At 48.4% G+C, this 20,178-nt stretch carries 19 protein-coding genes; 13 read left to right on the top strand and 6 right to left on the bottom strand.

Annotation, left to right across the window (positions count from 1 at the left end; all coding sequences use genetic code 11):
• Window positions 1-362: 362 nt before the first annotated feature.
• Window positions 363-1,289, bottom strand: a complete 927-nt coding sequence (locus NNX04_RS10020) for a LysR family transcriptional regulator (protein WP_261948332.1) — start codon at window positions 1,287-1,289, stop codon at window positions 363-365.
• Window positions 1,290-1,568: 279 nt separating this feature from the next.
• On the opposite strand from NNX04_RS10020, the gene NNX04_RS10025 reads away from it, so the two are divergent.
• The 7 genes from NNX04_RS10025 to NNX04_RS10055 all read left to right on the top strand — a co-directional run bounded on the left by NNX04_RS10025 (window position 1,569) and on the right by NNX04_RS10055 (window position 8,486).
• Complete coding sequence (locus NNX04_RS10025) at window positions 1,569-2,009, top strand: DUF4198 domain-containing protein (RefSeq protein ID WP_261948333.1); 441 nt, start codon at window positions 1,569-1,571, stop codon at window positions 2,007-2,009.
• Between the two features lie 194 nt (window positions 2,010-2,203).
• Window positions 2,204-2,632, top strand: coding sequence for a DUF4198 domain-containing protein (locus NNX04_RS10030; protein WP_261948334.1), 429 nt, complete (start codon window positions 2,204-2,206; stop codon window positions 2,630-2,632).
• Window positions 2,633-3,138: 506 nt separating this feature from the next.
• Window positions 3,139-3,393, top strand: a complete 255-nt coding sequence (locus NNX04_RS10035) for a DUF2798 domain-containing protein (RefSeq protein WP_007644850.1) — start codon at window positions 3,139-3,141, stop codon at window positions 3,391-3,393.
• Between the two features lie 99 nt (window positions 3,394-3,492).
• Window positions 3,493-4,158, top strand: a complete 666-nt coding sequence (locus NNX04_RS10040; protein ID WP_261948335.1) for an SDR family oxidoreductase — start codon at window positions 3,493-3,495, stop codon at window positions 4,156-4,158.
• 159 nt (window positions 4,159-4,317) lie between these two features.
• Window positions 4,318-5,328, top strand: a complete 1,011-nt coding sequence (locus NNX04_RS10045; protein WP_261948336.1) for a Gfo/Idh/MocA family protein — start codon at window positions 4,318-4,320, stop codon at window positions 5,326-5,328.
• Window positions 5,329-5,423: 95 nt separating this feature from the next.
• Window positions 5,424-6,728 (top strand): NAD(P)/FAD-dependent oxidoreductase, encoded by a 1,305-nt coding sequence (locus NNX04_RS10050; RefSeq protein ID WP_261948337.1) that lies wholly within the window; start codon window positions 5,424-5,426, stop codon window positions 6,726-6,728.
• 363 nt (window positions 6,729-7,091) lie between these two features.
• Window positions 7,092-8,486, top strand: coding sequence for a diguanylate cyclase (locus NNX04_RS10055; protein WP_261948338.1), 1,395 nt, complete (start codon window positions 7,092-7,094; stop codon window positions 8,484-8,486).
• Window positions 8,487-8,492: 6 nt separating this feature from the next.
• On the opposite strand, the gene NNX04_RS10060 is transcribed toward NNX04_RS10055, so the two are convergent.
• The 4 genes from NNX04_RS10060 to NNX04_RS10075 form a co-directional block, all read right to left on the bottom strand.
• Entirely contained in the window at window positions 8,493-9,011 is a 519-nt protein-coding gene (locus NNX04_RS10060; RefSeq protein WP_261948339.1) for a GNAT family N-acetyltransferase, read from the bottom strand.
• A gap of 177 nt (window positions 9,012-9,188) precedes the next feature.
• Window positions 9,189-10,223 carry a lipoyl synthase gene (gene lipA / locus NNX04_RS10065; protein WP_261948340.1) on the bottom strand — a complete coding sequence of 345 codons (1,035 nt, stop codon included), beginning with the start codon at window positions 10,221-10,223 and terminating at the stop codon, window positions 9,189-9,191.
• Between the two features lie 170 nt (window positions 10,224-10,393).
• Window positions 10,394-11,044 (bottom strand): lipoyl(octanoyl) transferase LipB, encoded by a 651-nt coding sequence (gene lipB, locus NNX04_RS10070; protein ID WP_225318464.1) that lies wholly within the window; start codon window positions 11,042-11,044, stop codon window positions 10,394-10,396.
• Window position 11,045: 1 nt separating this feature from the next.
• Window positions 11,046-11,318, bottom strand: coding sequence for a YbeD family protein (locus NNX04_RS10075; protein WP_261948341.1), 273 nt, complete (start codon window positions 11,316-11,318; stop codon window positions 11,046-11,048).
• Window positions 11,319-11,629: 311 nt separating this feature from the next.
• Between NNX04_RS10075 and NNX04_RS10080 the strand changes: the two genes are divergently transcribed.
• From NNX04_RS10080 to NNX04_RS10105, 6 genes are all read left to right on the top strand, one after another.
• Window positions 11,630-12,325, top strand: a complete 696-nt coding sequence (locus tag NNX04_RS10080) for an RDD family protein (RefSeq protein WP_261948342.1) — start codon at window positions 11,630-11,632, stop codon at window positions 12,323-12,325.
• A gap of 39 nt (window positions 12,326-12,364) precedes the next feature.
• Entirely contained in the window at window positions 12,365-13,360 is a 996-nt protein-coding gene (locus NNX04_RS10085; RefSeq protein WP_261948343.1) for a stage II sporulation protein M, read from the top strand.
• Window positions 13,357-15,033 (top strand): hypothetical protein, encoded by a 1,677-nt coding sequence (locus NNX04_RS10090; RefSeq protein ID WP_261948344.1) that lies wholly within the window; start codon window positions 13,357-13,359, stop codon window positions 15,031-15,033. The genes NNX04_RS10085 and NNX04_RS10090 overlap by 4 nt, the downstream gene beginning before the upstream one ends.
• Window positions 15,030-16,526: a DUF4350 domain-containing protein gene (locus tag NNX04_RS10095; protein ID WP_261948345.1), complete on the top strand. Its 1,497-nt coding sequence runs from the start codon at window positions 15,030-15,032 to the stop codon at window positions 16,524-16,526. The genes NNX04_RS10090 and NNX04_RS10095 overlap by 4 nt, the downstream gene beginning before the upstream one ends.
• Window positions 16,523-17,590, top strand: coding sequence for an AAA family ATPase (locus NNX04_RS10100; protein WP_261948346.1), 1,068 nt, complete (start codon window positions 16,523-16,525; stop codon window positions 17,588-17,590). Before NNX04_RS10095 ends, NNX04_RS10100 begins: the two co-directional genes overlap by 4 nt.
• A 184-nt stretch (window positions 17,591-17,774) precedes the next feature.
• On the top strand, window positions 17,775-19,121 hold the full coding sequence (locus tag NNX04_RS10105) for a DUF58 domain-containing protein (RefSeq protein WP_261948347.1): 1,347 nt from the start codon (window positions 17,775-17,777) through the stop codon (window positions 19,119-19,121).
• Here NNX04_RS10105 and NNX04_RS10110 read toward each other — a convergent pair.
• The gene (locus tag NNX04_RS10110) at window positions 19,099-20,118 is read right to left on the bottom strand and encodes an Lcl C-terminal domain-containing protein (protein ID WP_261948348.1); all 1,020 of its coding nucleotides are present in this window, start codon (window positions 20,116-20,118) and stop codon (window positions 19,099-19,101) included. The two genes, NNX04_RS10105 and NNX04_RS10110, sit on opposite strands and share 23 nt — an antisense overlap.
• Window positions 20,119-20,178: the final 60 nt, after the last annotated feature.

The raw sequence follows: 20,178 nt of genomic DNA on the forward strand, positions 1-20,178 counted from the left end.
GTTTCTGCAAACTGAGGTGCTACTTTATTAATACCGCGATAAAGAATTGCAGTGAATATAATTGCGGCCGTCCATACCAGTCTGCGCTTTATACTTAGTCTGGTATTCAGATCAGTAAAAACAATACTTTTTGGTGATTCATAAATATTTTCGTTCATTCTGGGATTTGATCTCCGCTGCTCTAACATTTTATTAAATTACACCAACTATATAGCCCGCAGAACGTTATTCCAACTAATTGGGTGTAGTGATGTATAACTCCAAAAAAAGTAGATGAACCCTTGATCGATTTAACTCCCACCAAATCAAGGAGTTAACTATCACTCCGAATTAATTGCTGAGCTATATGGCGGAAACTTAGGCTACATTACCCGCCACTCAGCGGGCAGTGCTTCTACCAAATAATCCATAAACGCGCGCACTTTCGGTGTTAATTGGTGGCGGTCGCGCACGCAGGCGTAAAAATCCAGTGGTTCAATTTCCGCATTAAAACCGGTGCATTCGTCGCAGGTAAATAATTCTTTTAATTCGCCTCTGCGCAAATAATCATTGGCGACAAACGCGGCCAAACGCGTAATGCCGCCACCCGCCGCCGCAAGACGCGCAAGTACATCGATATCGTCACTGATGATTGCTGCACGCACGTCTGCGTCAAAACGCAGCCCGTTTTCAACAAATCCCCAACGCAGCAATCGTCCATCAACAGCAAGACGAAAGACTAAACAATCGTGCTCGCGCAAATCGGCAGGGGTTGATGGTCGCCCTGCCCGCTCAAGGTATGCCGGTGATGCACAAAAAATGGAGGGAACCGTTGCGATCTTGCGTGCGACCATTCCATCATCCAACTGTTGTTTGATGCGGATGCTCACATCAACCGATTCCTGCACGTGATCCACACGCCGGTCAGTCGATGTAAGTTCAATTTCCAAACGGGGATACCGCTGGTTAAACGCGGGAATTAGCGGCGCTAATACATGACGACTGAATGCGGCGGTGGAGGCGATGCACAAGCGCCCTTGTAACTCTTGCTGCGTGTCGGTGACCGCTGATCTCGCCAACTCCAACTCGTGAATCAGCAGCGCGACTTTGTCGTAATAGACTTGCCCTGCGTCAGTTGTCGCAAGGCTTCGCGTAGTCCGCGTCAGCAAGCGCACACCGAGATAAGACTCCAGGCGAGCGATATTCTGGCTGGTCGCCGCGGCGCTAATCCCCACCCGCCGCGCCGCAGCCGCAATACTGCCGCCTTCAACTGCCCGCACAAAACATTCAATCCCACGCAGGGTATCCATAGTTTTCGCTTCCGAATTTGGAAATCAATTAATAAGCTTTACTTAATACAATAAGTGCCCCTATTTATCCACCCTAGGTAGATTTATGCCCCACATCTCAAACCGGCATGGATAACCAATGCTAAAATCGCCGCCGCTTATTCAACAGAAAAAGCAACCAACGCCTGATCCACTCAGGATAGGAGTCAATAAAACGGAGTACAGCCATTGAAAACCAGGCGAATATTTATCCTTTTATCCTGTTTAATTTCGTTTTTTTACATTCAGAAAGGAGTTGCTATGTCATTATTTTTTGGCGGAGAGAAGAAAGAAGCCGTGCTTTTTTCACCACTCGAGGGAAAAATTACATTTGAGGGTAAACCTGCCGTCGGAGCGAAAATCAATCTATGGATCAAATGGAAGGATAAAAAAGGAGAGCATTTTGGCTTTACTGCTGATGAGAATGGATTTTTTCATATCCCGCAAAAAGTCGCGATCTATAAAGAAAACCCATTGGCTCAAATTGTAATTACGCAAGAAATAACCGTCGAGTATGACAACGAAAATTATCTGATATGGACATTAAGCAAATCTAACACTCATCAGTTTGGAGAGCTTGGCGGTAAGCCATCAAATCTAACCTGCGAACTCACAACGGAAGAAATGGATACACACTTAGAATATGCGCTCATGGGAACCTTATGCAAGTGGGACAAATTAACCAAGGTATCAGAGAAATAATATGATTGATTTAAATCCAACTACGGCAGCAAACATCTCAGAAAAAAATGATTGTATTCAAAAGAAAAAATAACGACGCCTGATCCACTCAGGATAGGAGTCAATAAAACGGAGTACAGCCATTGAAAACCAGGCGAATATTTATCCTTTTATCCTGTTTAATTTCGTTTTTTTACATTCAGAAAGGAGTTGCTATGTCATTATTTTTTGGCGGAGAGAAGAAAGAAGCCGTGCTTTTTTCACCACTCGAGGGAAAAATTACATTTGAAGGTAAACCCACTGCGGGAGCGAAAATAAAATTGTGGTTTGCCTGGAAAGATAAAGAGGGTGAATCCTTTTATTACACGGCAGACGAAAATGGATTTTTTAAAATTCCGAAACATACAACAACCTACAAAGAAACACCTTTGGCTCAACTAGTTATATCTCAAGAAATTACTGTGGGACATGAAGGAAAACCATACGAAATGTGGGCTATGTCCAAAATGGACCCTGCCATTTTTACCGAACTAGGAGGAGAACCAATCAATCTACGTTGTGAATTAACGAACGATCTTACCACCATACGAGGAAATCACTCCTTAGGCGGCACCGCATGCATATGGGATTCATTGAATAATTAATAGGAGATTTTTATGACAACCCTCAGTCCAATCAAGGCTGCGAAGCTAGCAGAGGAAGTTTACGCCGTTCAAAAAGGAAGGCAGCTTAGGTTTTTTTAGATAGTATGTCTTTCGTTCTAACTACGCTAAAAATACTTGCCTCTATCTTTCTAGTCGCACTGTTCATCACCAGTGTTTTTAAAGCTCATCCCCGGACACATAATCCAAAAAATGGCCACCTTGCCGAATATACAACGGGTTTTATTCTGTTCACTGCGTCACTAGCGGGGCTGTACTACCTTTGGAGCTAAATTAGTATTAAGAATTAGCCTGGCGAAGGCTTTGAATAGCGATTACTTACGAAATAATTGGTCGATTACCAAGATTTGCTTAATAAAGTAAATAGATGTGCTGATCTACTGCTAATCCGGTCTGCCGCGTAGAGTGGCCCTTTGTTAAACCTGCGCACAACACTTGGGCATTACAACTGCTCTCACCGATTGCGCCGACAGTAGAAGGGTATGCCTATGCAAAACTCCATCGCCACTACCAACCGCAAACTACACCCTAAATACACACCCGTGGTATTTGCGTTTTACATGTCGCTGATCATGGCGTTTTTGATGTCGCTGATTATTGTTGCTGCCAACAGTGGTATTGCCGATCACTACTTCCAGCAAGTGTTGCATGCTTATCGCATCGCTATGCCATCCGCATTTGTGTGTATTTTAATTGTGCGCCCGCTGGTTATGCGCCTGGTGAAACTCACCGTAAATAATTAATTGCCGCCCCTTTTTATGCGCTACTCTCGCCCATAGATCGCAGCTACGCCCCAATGAATTAGCTCAATCAATGAACTCAATAAATGCGTGGAGTAATGAATGATGAAAACAGCAGTAATTACCGGTGCCAATCGCGGCATTGGCTTGGCATTAACGCAAAACTATCTCGCCCAGGGCTGGCAAGTAATCGGCATTTGCCGCACTACATCGCCCGAGCTGGATGCCTCAGGTGCGCAAGTTATTAGCGGTGTGGATGTCACCGATGGCAAGGCAGTTGCGGCGCTCGCACAACAACTCAAGGGCAAGCAGGTTGATTTGTTGATCAATAACGCGGGAATTTTTCAACACGAGCAACTGGGCAATATCGATTATGAATCGATACAACAGCAATTTTTGGTCAACGCTGAAGCGCCGCTGCGCGTGACCGAAGCACTGCTGGGCAATTTGACCAGCGGTGCCAAAATCGCGTTTATCACCAGCCGTATGGGCTCTATTGCCGACAATACTTCTGGTGGTTATTACGGCTATCGTATGTCCAAAGCCGCACTCAATGCAGCGGCTATGTCGCTTGCACGGGACTTAAAACCACGCGGCATTGCAGTGGCAATTTTGCACCCAGGTTATGTACAAACGGCGATGGTGAATTTTGGTGGCGATATTTCCGCCGCTGAATCTGCCCAGCGCCTGACCCAGCGCATTGCCGATTTAACCCTGGGGAATTCCGGCGGCTTCTGGCATTCCAATGGCGAGACATTGCCCTGGTAAAAAACCGTTAACCAATCACGGGTGAGTGTTTTAAACGCGTAATTTTGCGCCTTGATCTGGCCCTGCGGCTCACGCTTTGAGCCGCGCTTGGGCTACACTGACAGCACTTTTTTAGATCCCTGTCTGTAGTGGCCCTGCGCCGTATCAAGGAACACAATTATGTCGACTAGCATTTCTTCATCCGCAAAAATCCGTTGGGGTATTCTCAGCACCGCCAAAATCGGCCGCACCAAAGTGATTCCCGCACTACAAAGCTCTACCCACAATGAAGTGCTCGCCATTTGTTCGCGCGATAGCCAAAGTGCGCGCAACGCTGCCGATGAATTGGGTATTGCCCGTGCCTACGGCAGCTACGAAGAATTGCTCGCCGACCCGGATATCGATGCCATCTACAACCCGCTGCCCAATCACCTGCATGTGGATTGGTCGATTAAAGCCCTGCAAGCAGGCAAACACATCCTCTGTGAAAAACCTTTGGGGCTAAACGCCGACGACGCCCAGCGCCTGCTCGACGCCGCCAAGGCGCACCCGCATTTACACGCGATGGAAGCGTTTATGTATCGCTTTCATCCGCGCTGGCAAGCGGCCAAAGCGCTGATCGATTCCGGTCGCATTGGTAAATTGCTCACCTTGCACTCACATTTTTCTTACAACAATCGCGAGCCGCAAAATATTCGCAACAATGCCGATATGGGCGGTGGTGCATTAATGGATATTGGCTGCTACTGCATTTCGCTGTCGCGCTGGTTGTTTAATGCCGAACCGACTCAGGTGATTGGCCAAATCACCCCCTACGAAGATTATGAAGTGGATTGTTTGGTTTCGGGCATTTTGGAATTTGATCAAGGCAGCGCCACCTTCACCGCTTCCACCAAAATTGAAGCGCATCAATACATGGAGGCTTACGGCGAAAAAGGCAGCATTTTATTGCCGATTCCATTCAATCCGATTAGCGATAGCGCCACTGAAATTCATATCAAACACAATGGTGAAACTGAAATTATTGCGATTGAATCCAGTGATCACTATCGCGAAATGGTAGACGCTTTTGCACGCAGCATCATCAACAAGCAACCGACACCCACACCGCTCACAGATGCAATTAATAATATGCGTGTTATCGATTCCGTTTTTGCCAGTGCTGCTGAGGGCTGCTGGGTAGAGCTGTAGTTTGTAAACAAGAGCTCAAAAACAAGCGCTGGCAAACGATAATCGCCAAGCGCTAATTGCTCAACGAATTTTTAATGTAGAGTGCAGGAATAAACATGCAGACACAAAAACCACGCATTGTTGTTGTCGGCGGTGGCGCTGGCGGATTAGAACTGGCCACTAAACTGGGCGATAAACTCGGGCGTAAAAACAAAGCGGAAATTACCCTGATTGATCGCAATACCACTCACCTGTGGAAACCACTGCTGCACGAAATTGCGGTGGGCACCATGGATGAAGACGTGGATGCAGTGAGCTATCGCGGTCACGCCAATGCGCATCACTTTTTCTTTCGTGTGGGCACCATGATTGATTTGGATCGCGAACAACGCGAAGTAGTTTTGGCGCCCATGCGTGACGAAGATGGGGTGGAATTTTTACCCTCTACACGCATCCCTTACGATTATCTCGTCATTGCACTCGGTTCTGTCTCGAACGATTTCAATACCGCTGGCGTAAAAGATCACTGCTTGTTTTTGGACAGCCCAACACAGGCACACAAATTCCACACCAAACTGCTCAATAAATTTTTGCGCATCCAGCGTGTTACTGGCGCCGACGACAATGTGCGTATTGCCATTGTGGGTGCAGGTGCAACCGGTGTGGAACTCTCCGCAGAATTGCATCACGCCGTACACGAAATTCACAACTACGGTTTCAATGCGGTCACCAACGAACATTTACACGCAACACTGATTGAAGCTGGCCCACGTATTTTGCCCGCACTGCCCGAACGTATTTCCGGCTCAGCGCACAGTGAATTGGTAAAAATTGGTGTAGATGTAAAACTCAATACCATGATCACCTCCGCCTCTACCGAAGGGCTGCACACTAAAGACGGTCAATTAATTCAAGCGGATATCATCGTGTGGGCAGCAGGCATTAAAGTGCCCGACTTTATGGCCAACCTCGCCGGTCTGGAAACTAATCGCATCAATCAATTGCATGTGAATGAATTTTTACAAACCACCCGCGACGCGACCATTTTTGCCATCGGCGACTGCGCACAATTTGTAAACCCGGACGGCAGCCGTGTGCCACCGCGCGCGCAATCCGCCCACCAAATGGCGAGCGCCTGTTACAAAAATATTATCGCGCACCTGAATAACAAACCGCTCACCGCTTACAAATACACCGACTACGGCTCACTCGTTTCCCTCGCGAGTTATTCCACCGTCGGCAATTTAATGGGCAATCTGAGCAAAGGCAGCATGTTCATCGAAGGCCGCTTGGCGCGCATGGTTTATATCTCCTTATATCGCATGCACCAAATCGCCATTCACGGTTTACTGCGCACTGGCTTGATTATGCTCGGCGGCCGTTTAAACCGCTGGTTAAGACCGCGTTTGAAGTTGCATTGATTTAAATTCTCCGTGCAACCAACTACAGCCCTGCACAGAGGGCTGTAGTTAAACATCACGCATAAAATATCAATTCCTCGCACTACAATAATGTAATTCACCCGCTATTAGCCACGCACATTCCATTGCGCTGCGCAATGCTGGACATATTTATTATCCTTATAACAACTACTCCAGCCCTGATAATTACAGTAGCTTGGAATAACTAAAAAGACTAAAAGATTTTTTTAACATTCGTATTGCTTCAACAACTCAATAAATTAACCATTCATGCCTCATGTTGCTGGCTTATTGTGATCAATGTCACTACTCTTAGGATGTCGCTTAAAGAAACATAGGCCCAGCCGCTAAAGGTGTCTGCTTATGAATGGCATAGACGCAATCAGCCTACAAACACTCCTTGAAAATGCCCATATAGGTGTTGTCATACATCGCTGGGACACATCTATTGTCTACGCTAACCCCACGGCGTTGAAACTGCTGCGACTCACTTATGAGCAAATCATTGGCCGGGATTTAGCGGATCCACAATGGCGTTTTATTGATGATGGCAACCGGGTGTTACACCACAACGAGTTTCCCGCTAACAAAGTAAAACGTTTTAGAAACCCGGTTACCAATGAAATCATGGGGGTTTTAGATGGCAACCGTAAAAATGCCACCTGGTTTTTGGTCAATGCCTACATGGACGAAGCGGACAAACTCGAAGACAGTTTTATTATTGTCACTTTTAATGATATTACCGACAGCAAAAATCTTTTTTCCTACGAAAATATTCTGCAAAACAGCCAAGACATTGTCATAGTTACCGAAGCGGGAGATATAGACTCACCCACCGGCCCAAAAATTATTTATGTAAACGCCGCATTTGAAAAACTAACTGGCTACAGCGCGAGCGATGTTATCGGTGAAACACCGCGTATTTTGCAGGGAAAACATACAGACCCGGACACGCTTGCACGTATACGTACTGCCCTACTTGAAAAAAAATCCATTCGCGAAAAAATATTAAATTACAGCAAAACCGGCCACCCCTATTGGCTGGACATGAATATATTCCCACTCACTAATCGCTATGGTGACATCACACATTTTGCCGCTATAGAGCGCGATATCACTGAGCAAATGTATCACGCCGAGCAACTGGAAAAACGCAACAAAGATTTGAAACTACTGAAAGATAACCTGGAACAATTGGTATCCCAACGCACCGATGAATTGCGCATGGCCAACCAACAACTGGAACGTTTGGCATTTAACGACAGCCTCACCAACCTACCCAATCGGCGCAGTTTTAACGATCATGCCGCCAAACAAATTTTTCGCGCACAGCGCAATCAATTTTTTCTGCTGACGGGCATTTTGGATCTCGACAATTTCAAAAACATTAACGATACCTATGGCCACAGCGCTGGCGACCAGGTATTGGTCAGCTGCGCTGAGTGCATCATGCAATTTTTTCGTCAGGAAGATATTTACGGCCGCATTGGCGGTGAAGAGTTTGCATTTAGTATTATCATTGGTAACAAAAGCGATGCCGAACTTATCTGTAATAGGCTGCTCGACAGTCTGCGTGAAAAAAAGATACTGCTCGACTGCAACCAACACATTTCCATCACTGCCAGCATTGGTTACAGCTTAGCCTCACCCAATGCTGAGATATGTTTTGACGAGGAAATGCGGCGCGCCGATCAGGCACTCTACCAAGCCAAAAACAATGGTCGTAACCACGTGGTCGCATTTTTAACGGCTGAGTGATTAACGTTAACCTTCCAACTCCACCCGCATCACATTCACCTGACGCCCACCTAATTTCGTGCGGCGCACAATTTCCCAGCCGCGTTTTTGGTAGTAGTCGGTGTAGTCTGTCGCTGAAAGCCAGAGCTCTTCCAAACCTAATTCCAGTGCGTAGTTTTTTGCGGCATCGATCAAGCCATTGCCTATACCTTGCTGACGCAAATTTTCTTGCACAAATAAATTGCTGAGCCATACCGGACTGGCGCTGGTGACTTTGGGCATGCGTTCGCTGCTGCGAAAGGTGTAATCCACCAGGCTAACGCAACCGACTAGTTGATCGGTTTGCAAGGCGATAAGGGTTTTGGGGATGGCGCTTTCACGGATATGCATGACCAAGCGCTGCAGGCGCAGGGCGAGAGTTGATTTTAAACCTTGGCGCTCACACTCCTGATGATGCCAACGCGCGACCTGCGCAAAGAATTCCGGTTTGGATTCCAGTGCGCAGACGCTGATCCTAATGTCTTTTTTTACTGCCGATAATTTCACAATCGTTACTCGATGCGCACAAAATAGCAGTGCCGAACGGGCGCCACTGCTATAAAAAATGGGGATGCTTGAAATGGGGCAATCTACTTAGTGAGACAGTCTAATTAATGGGACAACAGGCAGAGACAAAAAACTCCCGGCTAGCGGGAGTTTTTTAAACACCGGTAAACAGGTCCGTTAATTGGTTTTGGTTTCACCGAACCATTTTACGTCTTCACCGTGCGCTTGTTTGTCCGCGTGGTACGACGAACGCACCAGTGGGCCGCAGGCGGCGTGTTTAAAGCCCATTTCTTCCGCGAGTTTGGTGTACTCGGCAAATTCGTCGGGGTGAACAAAACGTTCAACCGGCAAATGGTCTTTGGAGGGCTGCAAATATTGGCCGATGGTGAGCATGTCGATGTCATGGGCGCGCATATGCTGCATTACTTCAATAATTTCTTCTTTGGTTTCGCCAAGGCCAACCATCAAACCGGATTTGGTTAATACATCCGGCCGACGTGCTTTGTATTGCTTGAGCAATTCCAGCGACCATTCGTAATTCGCACCGGGGCGCGCCTGGCGGTACAAACGCGAGACGGTTTCCATATTGTGGTTGAACACATCGGGCGCTTCTTTTTCAAGAATATCCAAGGCGATATCCATACGGCCCCGGAAATCCGGTACTAATACTTCCACTTGCAATTTCGGGCTGAGTTCGCGTGCTTCGCGAATACAATCGGCAAAATGTTGTGCGCCGCCATCACGCAGATCGTCGCGGTCTACCGAGGTAATCACCACGTATTTCAACCGCATTTCAGCAATCGCTTCGGCGAGTTTGCGCGGCTCCTGTTCATCGAGCGGATTGGGTTTGCCGTGGCCCACATCGCAGAAGGGGCAGCGACGGGTACAAATGTCGCCCATGATCATAAAGGTCGCGGTGCCGCCGCTGAAACATTCACCCAGGTTCGGGCAGTTTGCCTCTTCGCACACTGAAGACAATTTGTTTTTGCGCAGGATGGATTTGATGCGATCCACTTCGGGCGATGCGGGAATACGTACACGAATCCAGTCAGGTTTGCGCTGGGTTTCGTCGCGATCGCTGGCAATCACTTTTACCGGAATACGCTCGACTTTGTCGGCATCACGCAGCTTTTCACCCTGTTTGTAGCGCTCGGTACGTTTGACCGGCTGCAGTTCGGGTACGAAAGTCGATACGGGTGGAAGGTCTGTCATAAGAATCTCGTTGTTGGCTGACTGTGCCATTAACCCGTTGCGAGTCAGGAATAGCCTTGTGAGACACGCCGTGAACCCATCCATGGGGGCTTGTCGTCGACATCCTGTCTCCGGCAGTCTCACAAGGCTATTCCTGCCTCACAACTCACTATGATGAAAATTCAGGCGCATTAATTGGCGCGCATTGTACAGGTTTCATAACCTAATTTCCGCGCAAATTCTGCGACAAGTTGGGTTTGAACATCCGCCAATGCGGGCGGATTGGGCAATAGATCTTTCATTTGAGTCATGGCCAAGCCCTGATAACCACAGGGGTTGATGCGCTGGAAGGGCGCTAAATCCATCGCCACATTGAGCGCCAAGCCGTGAAAACTGCAGCCGCGCCGCACGCGCAGGCCGAGGGACGCGATTTTATCGCCATTCACATACACGCCCGGAGCATCTGCCTTGGCGGCAGATTCAATGTCGTAGTACGCGAGCGTGGCAATAATAGTTTGCTCGATGCGAGTCACCAGCTCACGCACACCGATGTTCAGGCGACGCAAGTCCAGCAACGGGTAGGCCACCAACTGGCCGGGGCCGTGATAAGTCACCTGCCCACCGCGATCCGTCTGGACTACGGGAATATCACCGGGGAACAGCAAGTGCTCGGCTTTGCCGGCCTGCCCTTGGGTAAATACCGGAGGATGCTCCACTAACCACAGCTGATCCGGTGTTTCCGGCGTGCGCTGGTTGGTGAAATCGGTCATGGCTTGCCAACTGGTTTGATAATCCTGCTGGCCGAGGTTGATGACTTCCAGCGCTAAAGAGGATTGCGCCAAGTTACATCACCATTTTAATGCTGCGATTAATACGCAGGTCTTCGTGAATTGCCGTCAGCTGCTCGACCCCGGTGGCAGTAATCCACACAGTTAATGAGTTGTAGCGGCCTTTGCTGCTCTCTTTGATGGTGATGCGCGTCTGATCAAAGCCGGGCGCGTGGCGCTCCATAATTTCTATCACATAGCTATGCAGATCCGGCCCTGCTTCACCCAGCACTTTGATGGGGTAGTTTTCGCAGGGAAACTCAATTTTGGGGGGCTGTTGGTCTGACATAAGGTATCTCGGCTATCGACAAGTTGGGCAAACGGGCTGTCCTTGATACTTGCGCGGGTACTTGTCTTGGTAAATAGAGGGATAAAAGCTGGCGCAAATTATAGCCTCAGTATGGGGGCGAAATCCTCTTTAACAAGCCGGAAAAGGTGGTTTTGACTATTCAGATATAGGCTTATCCGTTATGCTCGCCGCCAATCTTGGCGTTAAAAAAACAATTATTTGCGCCAAAAAAGAATAACTTTTGCGCCAACTACCGTAGCCATCACCTACGCTGATACGGCCACAGTGACATGTAAAAAGGATAGCCAGACTTGTCATCACACTCGCACCCACTACTCGACACCCGCCACGCCATTGAAACCCCGGAAGGCGCGCTCCTGCCGCTCACGCCCGCTGGGTTTATGGTGCGCTGTTTAGCCCAGCTGATCGACATTCTGATTCGCGGCGCGATCACCACGATTATGTTTGTCCTGCTCTCCCTGCTCGGCAAAATGGGCACCGGAGTCGCGCTGATTCTGGCATTTTTGCTGGAGTGGTTTTACCCGGTATTTTTTGAAGTGACACGCAACGGTCGCACGCCCGGCAAAAAATGGCTGGGCATTCGGGTGGTAAACGACGACGGCACACCCATCACTTTCGGGCCATCGCTGCTGCGCAACCTGCTGCGCGTGGTGGATTTTCTGCCCATGCTCTACCTCACCGGCATTATCACCAGCCTGTGCAATCGCCAATTCAAACGCCTGGGTGATTTAGCCGCCGGCAGCATGGTGGTGTACGACGCAACCACCGCCCAACACACTGACTTTGCCGTGCGCGGCCAACTGCCGGTACCAGCCGATTTCTCCACCGACGAACAGCGCGCGCTGCTCGCCTTTGCCGAGCGCAGCAATTATTTGTCTGCCGAACGCCAGGCTGAACTCGCGGCACTGTTAGTACCGGTGATAGGCGCGCAGGACCCGGTCACGCGCATTAAACAAATGGCCAACAGCATGGTCGGCAAACACTAAGCCTACCGCTGCAGCATTTAGCCAAGGAAAAAATAGCCGATGAAACAAGGCCAATTTGAACAAACCTATCAACCCCTATGGGAATTGCTGGAACAGCAAATCATTGCGCTGGAAAGCCCCAATCGCCAGCTCTCCGGCAGCGAACTGGCGAGCTTTGCCAGCCGCTATCGCCGCCTGTGTCACTTACATGCACTGGCAACAGACCGCCACTACTCCAGCCATTTGGTCGACAAGCTGGGCGATTTGGTGGTGCGCGGCCATCAACAACTTTATCGCCGCAAACAACCGTTTATGCAGCAACTGATCAGTTTTGTAGTCGCGGGTTTTCCGCGTTTGGTGCGCGCACAACAATCCTATATTTGGTGGGCGACGGCATTGCTCTATGTGCCGGGGCTGATTATTTATTTAGCGATTTTGTGGCAGCCGGATTTGGTTTACACCATTACGCCACCGGCGCAAGTCAGCAGTTTTGAAGAAATGTACGATCCACAAAACCGAACCTTGGGCAGTGCACGCGAATCCGACACCAATGTACAAATGTTTGGTTTTTATATTCGTAACAACATTGGTGTGAGTTTTCGCACCTTTGCCTCCGGCATTTTATTTGGTGTCGGCTCGATTTTTTTCCTCGTCTACAACGGCTTGTTGATGGGCGCCGTGGCGGGGCATTTAACCAATGCGGAATTTACCCAAACTTTTTTTACCTTTGTGGTGGGGCACGGCAGTTTTGAATTAACGGCGATTTGTATTTCCGGAGCCGCCGGTTTGAAACTCGGTTATGCGCTGCTGGCGCCGGGCAACCTCACGCGTACCGAATCGCTAAAACGCGCGAGTAAAATTGCCATCCAATTAATTTACGGCGTGATTATCATGCTGGTGATTGCGGCATTTATTGAAGCTTTTTGGTCCTCTAACAATATTTTAATGCCATGGCAAAAATATCTGGTCGGCGGATTTTTATGGACAGTGGTCATTAGCTATTTTGTCTTTAGCGGGCGCGGGCTGGATACACGCGCAGAGGGAAGCCCGTCATGAATCTGGATCAAGTCACGCTGGAAATTCGCCCGCGCTCAGCGTGGGAAGCAGTGGATTTAGGTTTGCTGATGGCCAAGCGTTGGTGGCTGCCGATGATAAAAGTCTGGCTACTCGCCAGCGCACCTTTTTTGGCGCTGGCACTCATGGTGCCAGAACATTATTTCTGGGTCGCTTTTGTATTGCTCTGGTGGTTTAAACCACTTTACGAGCGCCCCCTATTGCACATTATCAGCCGCGCGGTATTTAACAATTTACCCACAACACGCAGTACTTTAAAAGAATTCACCAAACTCGCGCGCCAACACCTGTTTATGAGCCTGACGATTCGCCGCTTTAGCCCCACGCGCTGCATGGATTTACCCGTGCTGCAACTGGAAGGGCTTGCTGGTAAACGTCGCCAAGCTCGTTTATTGGTATTACACCGTGAAGATTCAACACCCGCCGGCTGGTTGAGTTTTATCGGGCTGTTGCTGGAAATTTTTCTCACCATCGGCATGATCACTATTCTCTGGTCGATGGTTCCGCAGGAACTGGAAATCGAATGGCGACATTTCTTTTTTAATCAGGAAAAAAACTGGCTGCCTTATTTACAACTGGGGCTGTGGTATGTGGCTTTGGGTTTAACCGCACCTTTTTATACGGCCTGTGGATTTGCGCTTTATTTAAATCGCCGCGTGAAATTAGAAGCCTGGGATATAGATATCGCCTTCCGTCGCATTGCCAACAAACGCACCGCTTCATCGCAACTGGTTTCGCTGCTCGGCGCTATAGCACTGGGCTGTTGTTTGTTAATCGATGCTGCACCACACGCTTATGCCGATGACCCATTGCCGACCATGGAAGCTGCGCAAGAGCAAACGGAAAATAGTGCGCAAGAATTACTTGAGCAACCACTGGGCGATTATCAGGACATTAACCGTGAGCAAGCGCAGAAAGCGATTACCGAGGTAATGCAACAAGCGGAATTTAGTCGCAAAGAAATAAAACGCACGCTCACCTTTATAGAAAAAGAGGAAGAAAAAAATTGGTTCTTTGAATTTCTGGATAAACATTTTGGCGATTTTTTTGACAAATTTGAGGACTTCAAAGGCTTTGGTTTTTTCGCCAGTGGCTTGGAAATACTCTTGTGGAGCGCCGTGCTGCTACTTGTCGCACTGGTGGTTTATCGCTATCGCCATTGGTTGTCAGCACAATTTGTACGCGTTGCGCCCACCAAGGTGCCGCGCAGTAAACCGCAAACACTGTTTGGTATGGAGGTCACGCAGGAGTCATTGCCCGACGATGTCAGTGCCAATGCCTTGCAACTCTTGCAACAAGGCAATAGCCGCGCAGCGCTTGCCCTACTCTACCGCGCCAGTTTGTTTCAATTAATTTATAAAGGCGCCGATATTCACGAAGGCCATACAGAAGGTGAATGTGTACAACTTATGCGCGAACTGCTGAATCATGTCACTGCCGCGCAGCATCCGCAGCAACAACATTTACATCAGAAAATACTGCAACAACAAATCGACTATTTTGCCGAGCTAACGCGCTCGTGGCAGCAACTTGCCTACGGCCACAAGCTACCGGAATTTGCATTGGCGGAGCAGCTCTGCCTGCAGTGGAATAGTTGTTGGCTATTACCAGTCGCACCGACATCGCCAGTTGCTGGCAAGGCGGGTGCGCAATGAGTAAAAAATCCCTGTCGCTACGCCAAATTATTATCTTGCTTGCCTTTGCTGCCGTGGTGATCGCCGGGCTGATTTATTGGGCCATCAGTAACTTTCGCTGGGAAGAAAAAGAAATCGATTTAGGTTATTCCAGCGAAGCCAAACGAAATGATTTTCTCGCCGCCGAAATATTTTTGCGTAAACACGGCGTGCAAGCGACCAGCGTTAAGAATCTCAGCCTGCTTGATGACCATCGCTGGCGAAATATTCCCTTGGGGCAGGACGATACCATCGTTCTGATTAACGCCAATAAAACCCTCACCCAGGAACGCTACGAGCGTTTGTACGAGTGGGCTGAAAACGGCGGCACACTGATTACCTCCACCCAAAACCCTTTTATCGGCTCCCACACCGATGAAGAGGATTTGCTGCTGCGGGATTTTGGTATCACCCCCGCCGCTGATCATGTGCCGGATTTGGCACAGTCATTGTTTGACGCGTTTGATAACAAGGATGACGAGGAAGAGGAAGAATCAGAAGAAGACTCAACCGAAGCTACTGATAGCCAAAATGCTGAGCAGCTCCCCAAACAAGAAACTGAAGAAAACACTAAACAAGAAAGCACCACGCAAGAAAACAAAGAAGAAGCAAAACAAAACGATAAAAAATCAACCACTAAAAAACCCAAAAAAGAAGATAAACCGGAAAACTATTATCGCTGCAGCTTGGGCGACGAGCCGAACGAAGTAGAATTTGCCGATGAAGAAAAACCCTTGCGTTTTGACTTTAGCCGTTACGATCCATTTTTTTATCAGGATGAGGACTACGAGGAGAGTGAAACAACTGTAGAAGATGAAATATCCACAGAAGATGAAGTAAACACAGCGGAAGCGAACACAGAAGAAAACAACAAAAGCACCGACGATTCAGAAACATCGCACATGGTTTATTTTGAAGTCGGCGCTGGCGGCATCACCATTACCAGCGACAACACTATTTGGAGCAATCGCCGCATTGATTGTCACGACCACGCCTATGCACTCTGGAGCCTGGCTAACCACAATGGTCGCGTGTGGTTTTTAAGCAATCAGGATGCGCCCTCACTCGCTGCAATCCTGTGGCGCAACGCGCCCTATGGTGTACTCGCCGCACTGCTTGCGCTGCTGCTGTGGCTCTGGGCAAAAAGCCAACGCTTCGGGCCGATTTTTGTGAACAAGGAAACCGCGCGCCGCAGTTTGGCGGAACATATTTTTGCCAGCGCCATGTTGCTCTGGCGCAATCAGCAACACCCACAATTACTCACTGTATTGCGCCAGCAAATTTTCACTCGTCTGGTGCAACAGCATCCGCAGTTAGCACAAGCCGACAAACAACAACGCAGTGAATTTTTACAGGAACTAACCGGCATTGATCTCGCGGCAATTCAGCGCTCACTCTATGCCGAGGATTTGCATCAACCGCAAGACTTTGCCAACGCCATCGCCCATTTGCAAACCATCAGGAAGCAACTATGACCGAGTCAATCCACAGCAGTGAAAGCGCCGATATCAATTTACAAAATGCTGAACATGCGCAAGATGTCGCCACCAGTCCAGCAACAGGTGCCGATGAAAACCTGCAGCAACGTTTACAGCAAGCCAGCGCACTGGCCAATAATTTATTAAACGAAATAAAACGCGTATTAATCGGTCAGGATGCGATTATCGAACAAGTATTAATTGCTTTGATTGCACGCGGCCACGTATTGATTGAAGGGGTACCAGGGCTGGGGAAAACCTTGTTGGTACGCAGCTTGGCAAAATGTTTTGGCGGACAATTTTCGCGCGTGCAATTTACGCCAGATTTAATGCCCAGCGATGTCACCGGTCACGCCATGTTCAATATGGCAAAGCAGGAATTTGAAATCCGCAAAGGCCCGGCATTCACTAATTTATTACTCGCCGATGAAATTAACCGCGCGCCCGCCAAAACCCAGGCAGCACTATTGGAAGTGATGCAGGAAGGTCAGATTACGATTGAAGGGGAATCCTTTAAAACCGGCGAGCCGTTTATGGTATTGGCGACGCAAAACCCGGTTGAACAGGAAGGCACTTACCCGCTGCCCGAGGCGGAGCTGGATCGTTTTATGTTGAAGGTCATTATCGATTACCCCAGCGAAAGCGATGAGCAATTAATGTTGCGCCAGGTTACCTCGCAAGCACAAGGCGGTTTTGGTTTGGAACATATTCGTACCCTGTTAAAACCAGCCCATGTTTTGAGCCTGCAAAAAATCGCCGAGCAAATTACGGTGGATGACCAAATTCTGCAGTACGTGGTGAAACTGGTGCGCGCCACTCGCAGTTGGTCCGGCATTGCGCGCGGCGCTGGCCCACGCGCTTGTATCGCATTGCTCGCGGCAGCGCGTGCCTACGCATTAATCAGCAACAACACCTTCGTCACACCCGACGACGTGAAAAAAATGTTTATCCCCGCGCTGCGCCACCGTATTTTGTTATCGCCAGAATTGGCGATTGAAGGCATAGCGGCCGAGCGGATATTGCACAATATTCTATTGCAGGTTGATGCACCGCGAAATTGATATGAGATTAACATCGGGGCTCGGTGTCGGTGCACAGTGTCGGAAGTCGCTGCGCTCCTCCAACCTACGGATACATTTTTTTGATTGTAGGTTGGAAGAGCGCAGCGACTTCCGACATTAATTCCCGAAAATTTCTCTCACAATCACTTTCAAAATAATCTCGAATAATCGCATGGAAAATTTTATGCGCAGAAAATGGATTCCCAGCTCACGATTAATTACCGCATTTGCACTATTGGGTGCCGCGGTTTTTATTAATGCCTTCAGCAAAAGTTATTTTAATACGGGGCTGGCCGACTATTTACCCGCTGCGATGTTTGGCGGGCTGATTATTATTGCGCTGCTCGATTTTATGTTGTCGCGCCGCCTGCCTCCGGTAGAAATAACCCGCGAAGTCGCGGGCAACCTCGCTGTGGATAAATGGGCGCCGGTAACACTGCGCATTAAACATCGCTTCACTCAGCCCACGCAGATTAAAATTTTTGACGGCGTTCCGAATAGCGCCGACCACGACAACCTGCCACTGACTATTGAATTACAACCCAATCACAACAGCCGCAACGAATACCAATTGCGCCCGCTGGTGCGTGGTGCCGAACAGATTAAGCAAGCGCAGGTGGAGTTTTATAGCCCACTCGGCTTCTGGGCAATTCGCTACTGGACCGGCGACGCAACACCCATCAAGGTCTACCCGGATTTTGTCGCCATCGCGAATTACGCGATTCTCGCCACCGAAAACCACACCAGTCAAATGGGCATTAAAAAACGTCAGCGACGCGGCGAAGGTATGGAGTTTCATCAATTACGCGAATATCGCCAGGGCGACAGCTTGCGTCAATTGGATTGGAAAGCTACCGCGCGCCGCCAGAAATTAATGGCGCGGGATTATCAAGACGAACGCGACCAGCAAATTGTATTAATGATCGACAGCGGCCGACGCATGCGCGCTAAAGACGATGAACTCAGCCATTTTGATCACGCGCTTAATGCGATGTTACTCGTCAGTTATATTGCATTGCGCCAGGGCGACAATGTCAGCCTGCTCAGTTTTGGTAGCGAAGGCAATAAAAAACACCGCTGGATTCCACCACAAAAAGGCGTGGAGCGTGTAAAAACTTTGCTCAATGGGATTTACGATTTGCAAGCGACCCAAGCCACGGCAGATTACATCACCGCCGCCGAAAAACTCGCCATCCTGCAACCTAAACGCTCACTGGTAATTCTCGTCACCAATTCCCGCGACGAAGACAACAACGAATTATTACTCGCGGTAAACCTGCTGAAGAAACGCCACTTGGTAATGGTAGTGAATATCCGCGAACACATCCTAGACAAACTCGCCGACACCCCCGTCCGCGATTTTGATGACGCCCTGCACTACGCCGGCGTACAACAATTTTTACACGAGCGCAGCGAAAGCCACCAACAACTAACCTCCTCCGGCATCTACGCCATCGACTGCACCGCCAATGAATTAGCGGTGCGTGTAGCGAATGCGTACTGGGAAATTAAGGGGGCGGGGGTTTTGTAATAGAGGACTCACCACTGACAAGGCGAACGTAAACAAACTCCGTTTTTTCAACATCGTTTACCTTACCCACAGCAAAATTGATTGCCCAAGCGTTATATTCCGTGTAAGCAAAACCTTCCCGGCTCCAATAGTAATCACTTTGGGTAAGCGGAAAATATTTAATGTCAACAGCAGGATTATGTTGCCCAGATTTAACTATAGATTCTAATTCCAATACGCTTGGAACATGCCAACTATTTGTGCCACAAAGCGACATCGAATTTATCACAATGCTGTGCATGGATATATTGCAATCTTTCAAATTACCCGTTTTATCTTCCGTAAAATATGGGCAATTACTAACAATCCGCTGATTATCCTCTATTGACAGCGAGCCTGACGCGTCGTCACTCCAGCGGTACCGAAACTCGTGAGATAATCCCGGCGCACTTACACTTTTACTTTCCCATAAAAGGTTGGTTTTGTTGTCGAATATACATGACCAAACTTCAGCATCATCGGCAAGCCGGTTTCCAAATGAATCTATCTTGATAAAACGATGCCTTTTAGGCAGGTCGTTATCTTTATCATCGAGATTCAACTCACTTCCAAGCGGTGCTTCAGACGACTCACTAGGCGCATCGTCAACTGACATATCTTTTATTTTTCGCTCTGACTCAAATACTTCGGTGATATCCTGAGCATGTTTTTGAGATTCTTTATCAAGATCTGAGAGGGCGATACTACTTGAGTGTTTATTTGAAGAGGTTGGCTGTATTGAATCAGATAGCTTTTTTTCAAACTTATCTTTCTCTCCAATATTTTCATTCACACCAGAACCAGCATGATGAATGGTTTCATTAGAGTGGTGTGCTGACTTAGTTTCTGAATTTTCCTTAAGAAATTCTTTAAAATGCAACGCGAAGAATGTTGCGGCTATGCTTACAGCCACCAAAATTGTAAGCAATCGTTTTGTTTGCATAAATCCCTTTCCGTGAGCGCGTAGCTTCAGCGCCATTTCTGCTCGACATTCCTGTTGAATTTACTCGATCATAAATAAAAAAACTACCTATCATCA

The sequence above is a fragment of the Cellvibrio sp. QJXJ genome (assembly GCF_024452345.1).
Lineage (GTDB): Bacteria > Pseudomonadota > Gammaproteobacteria > Pseudomonadales > Cellvibrionaceae > Cellvibrio.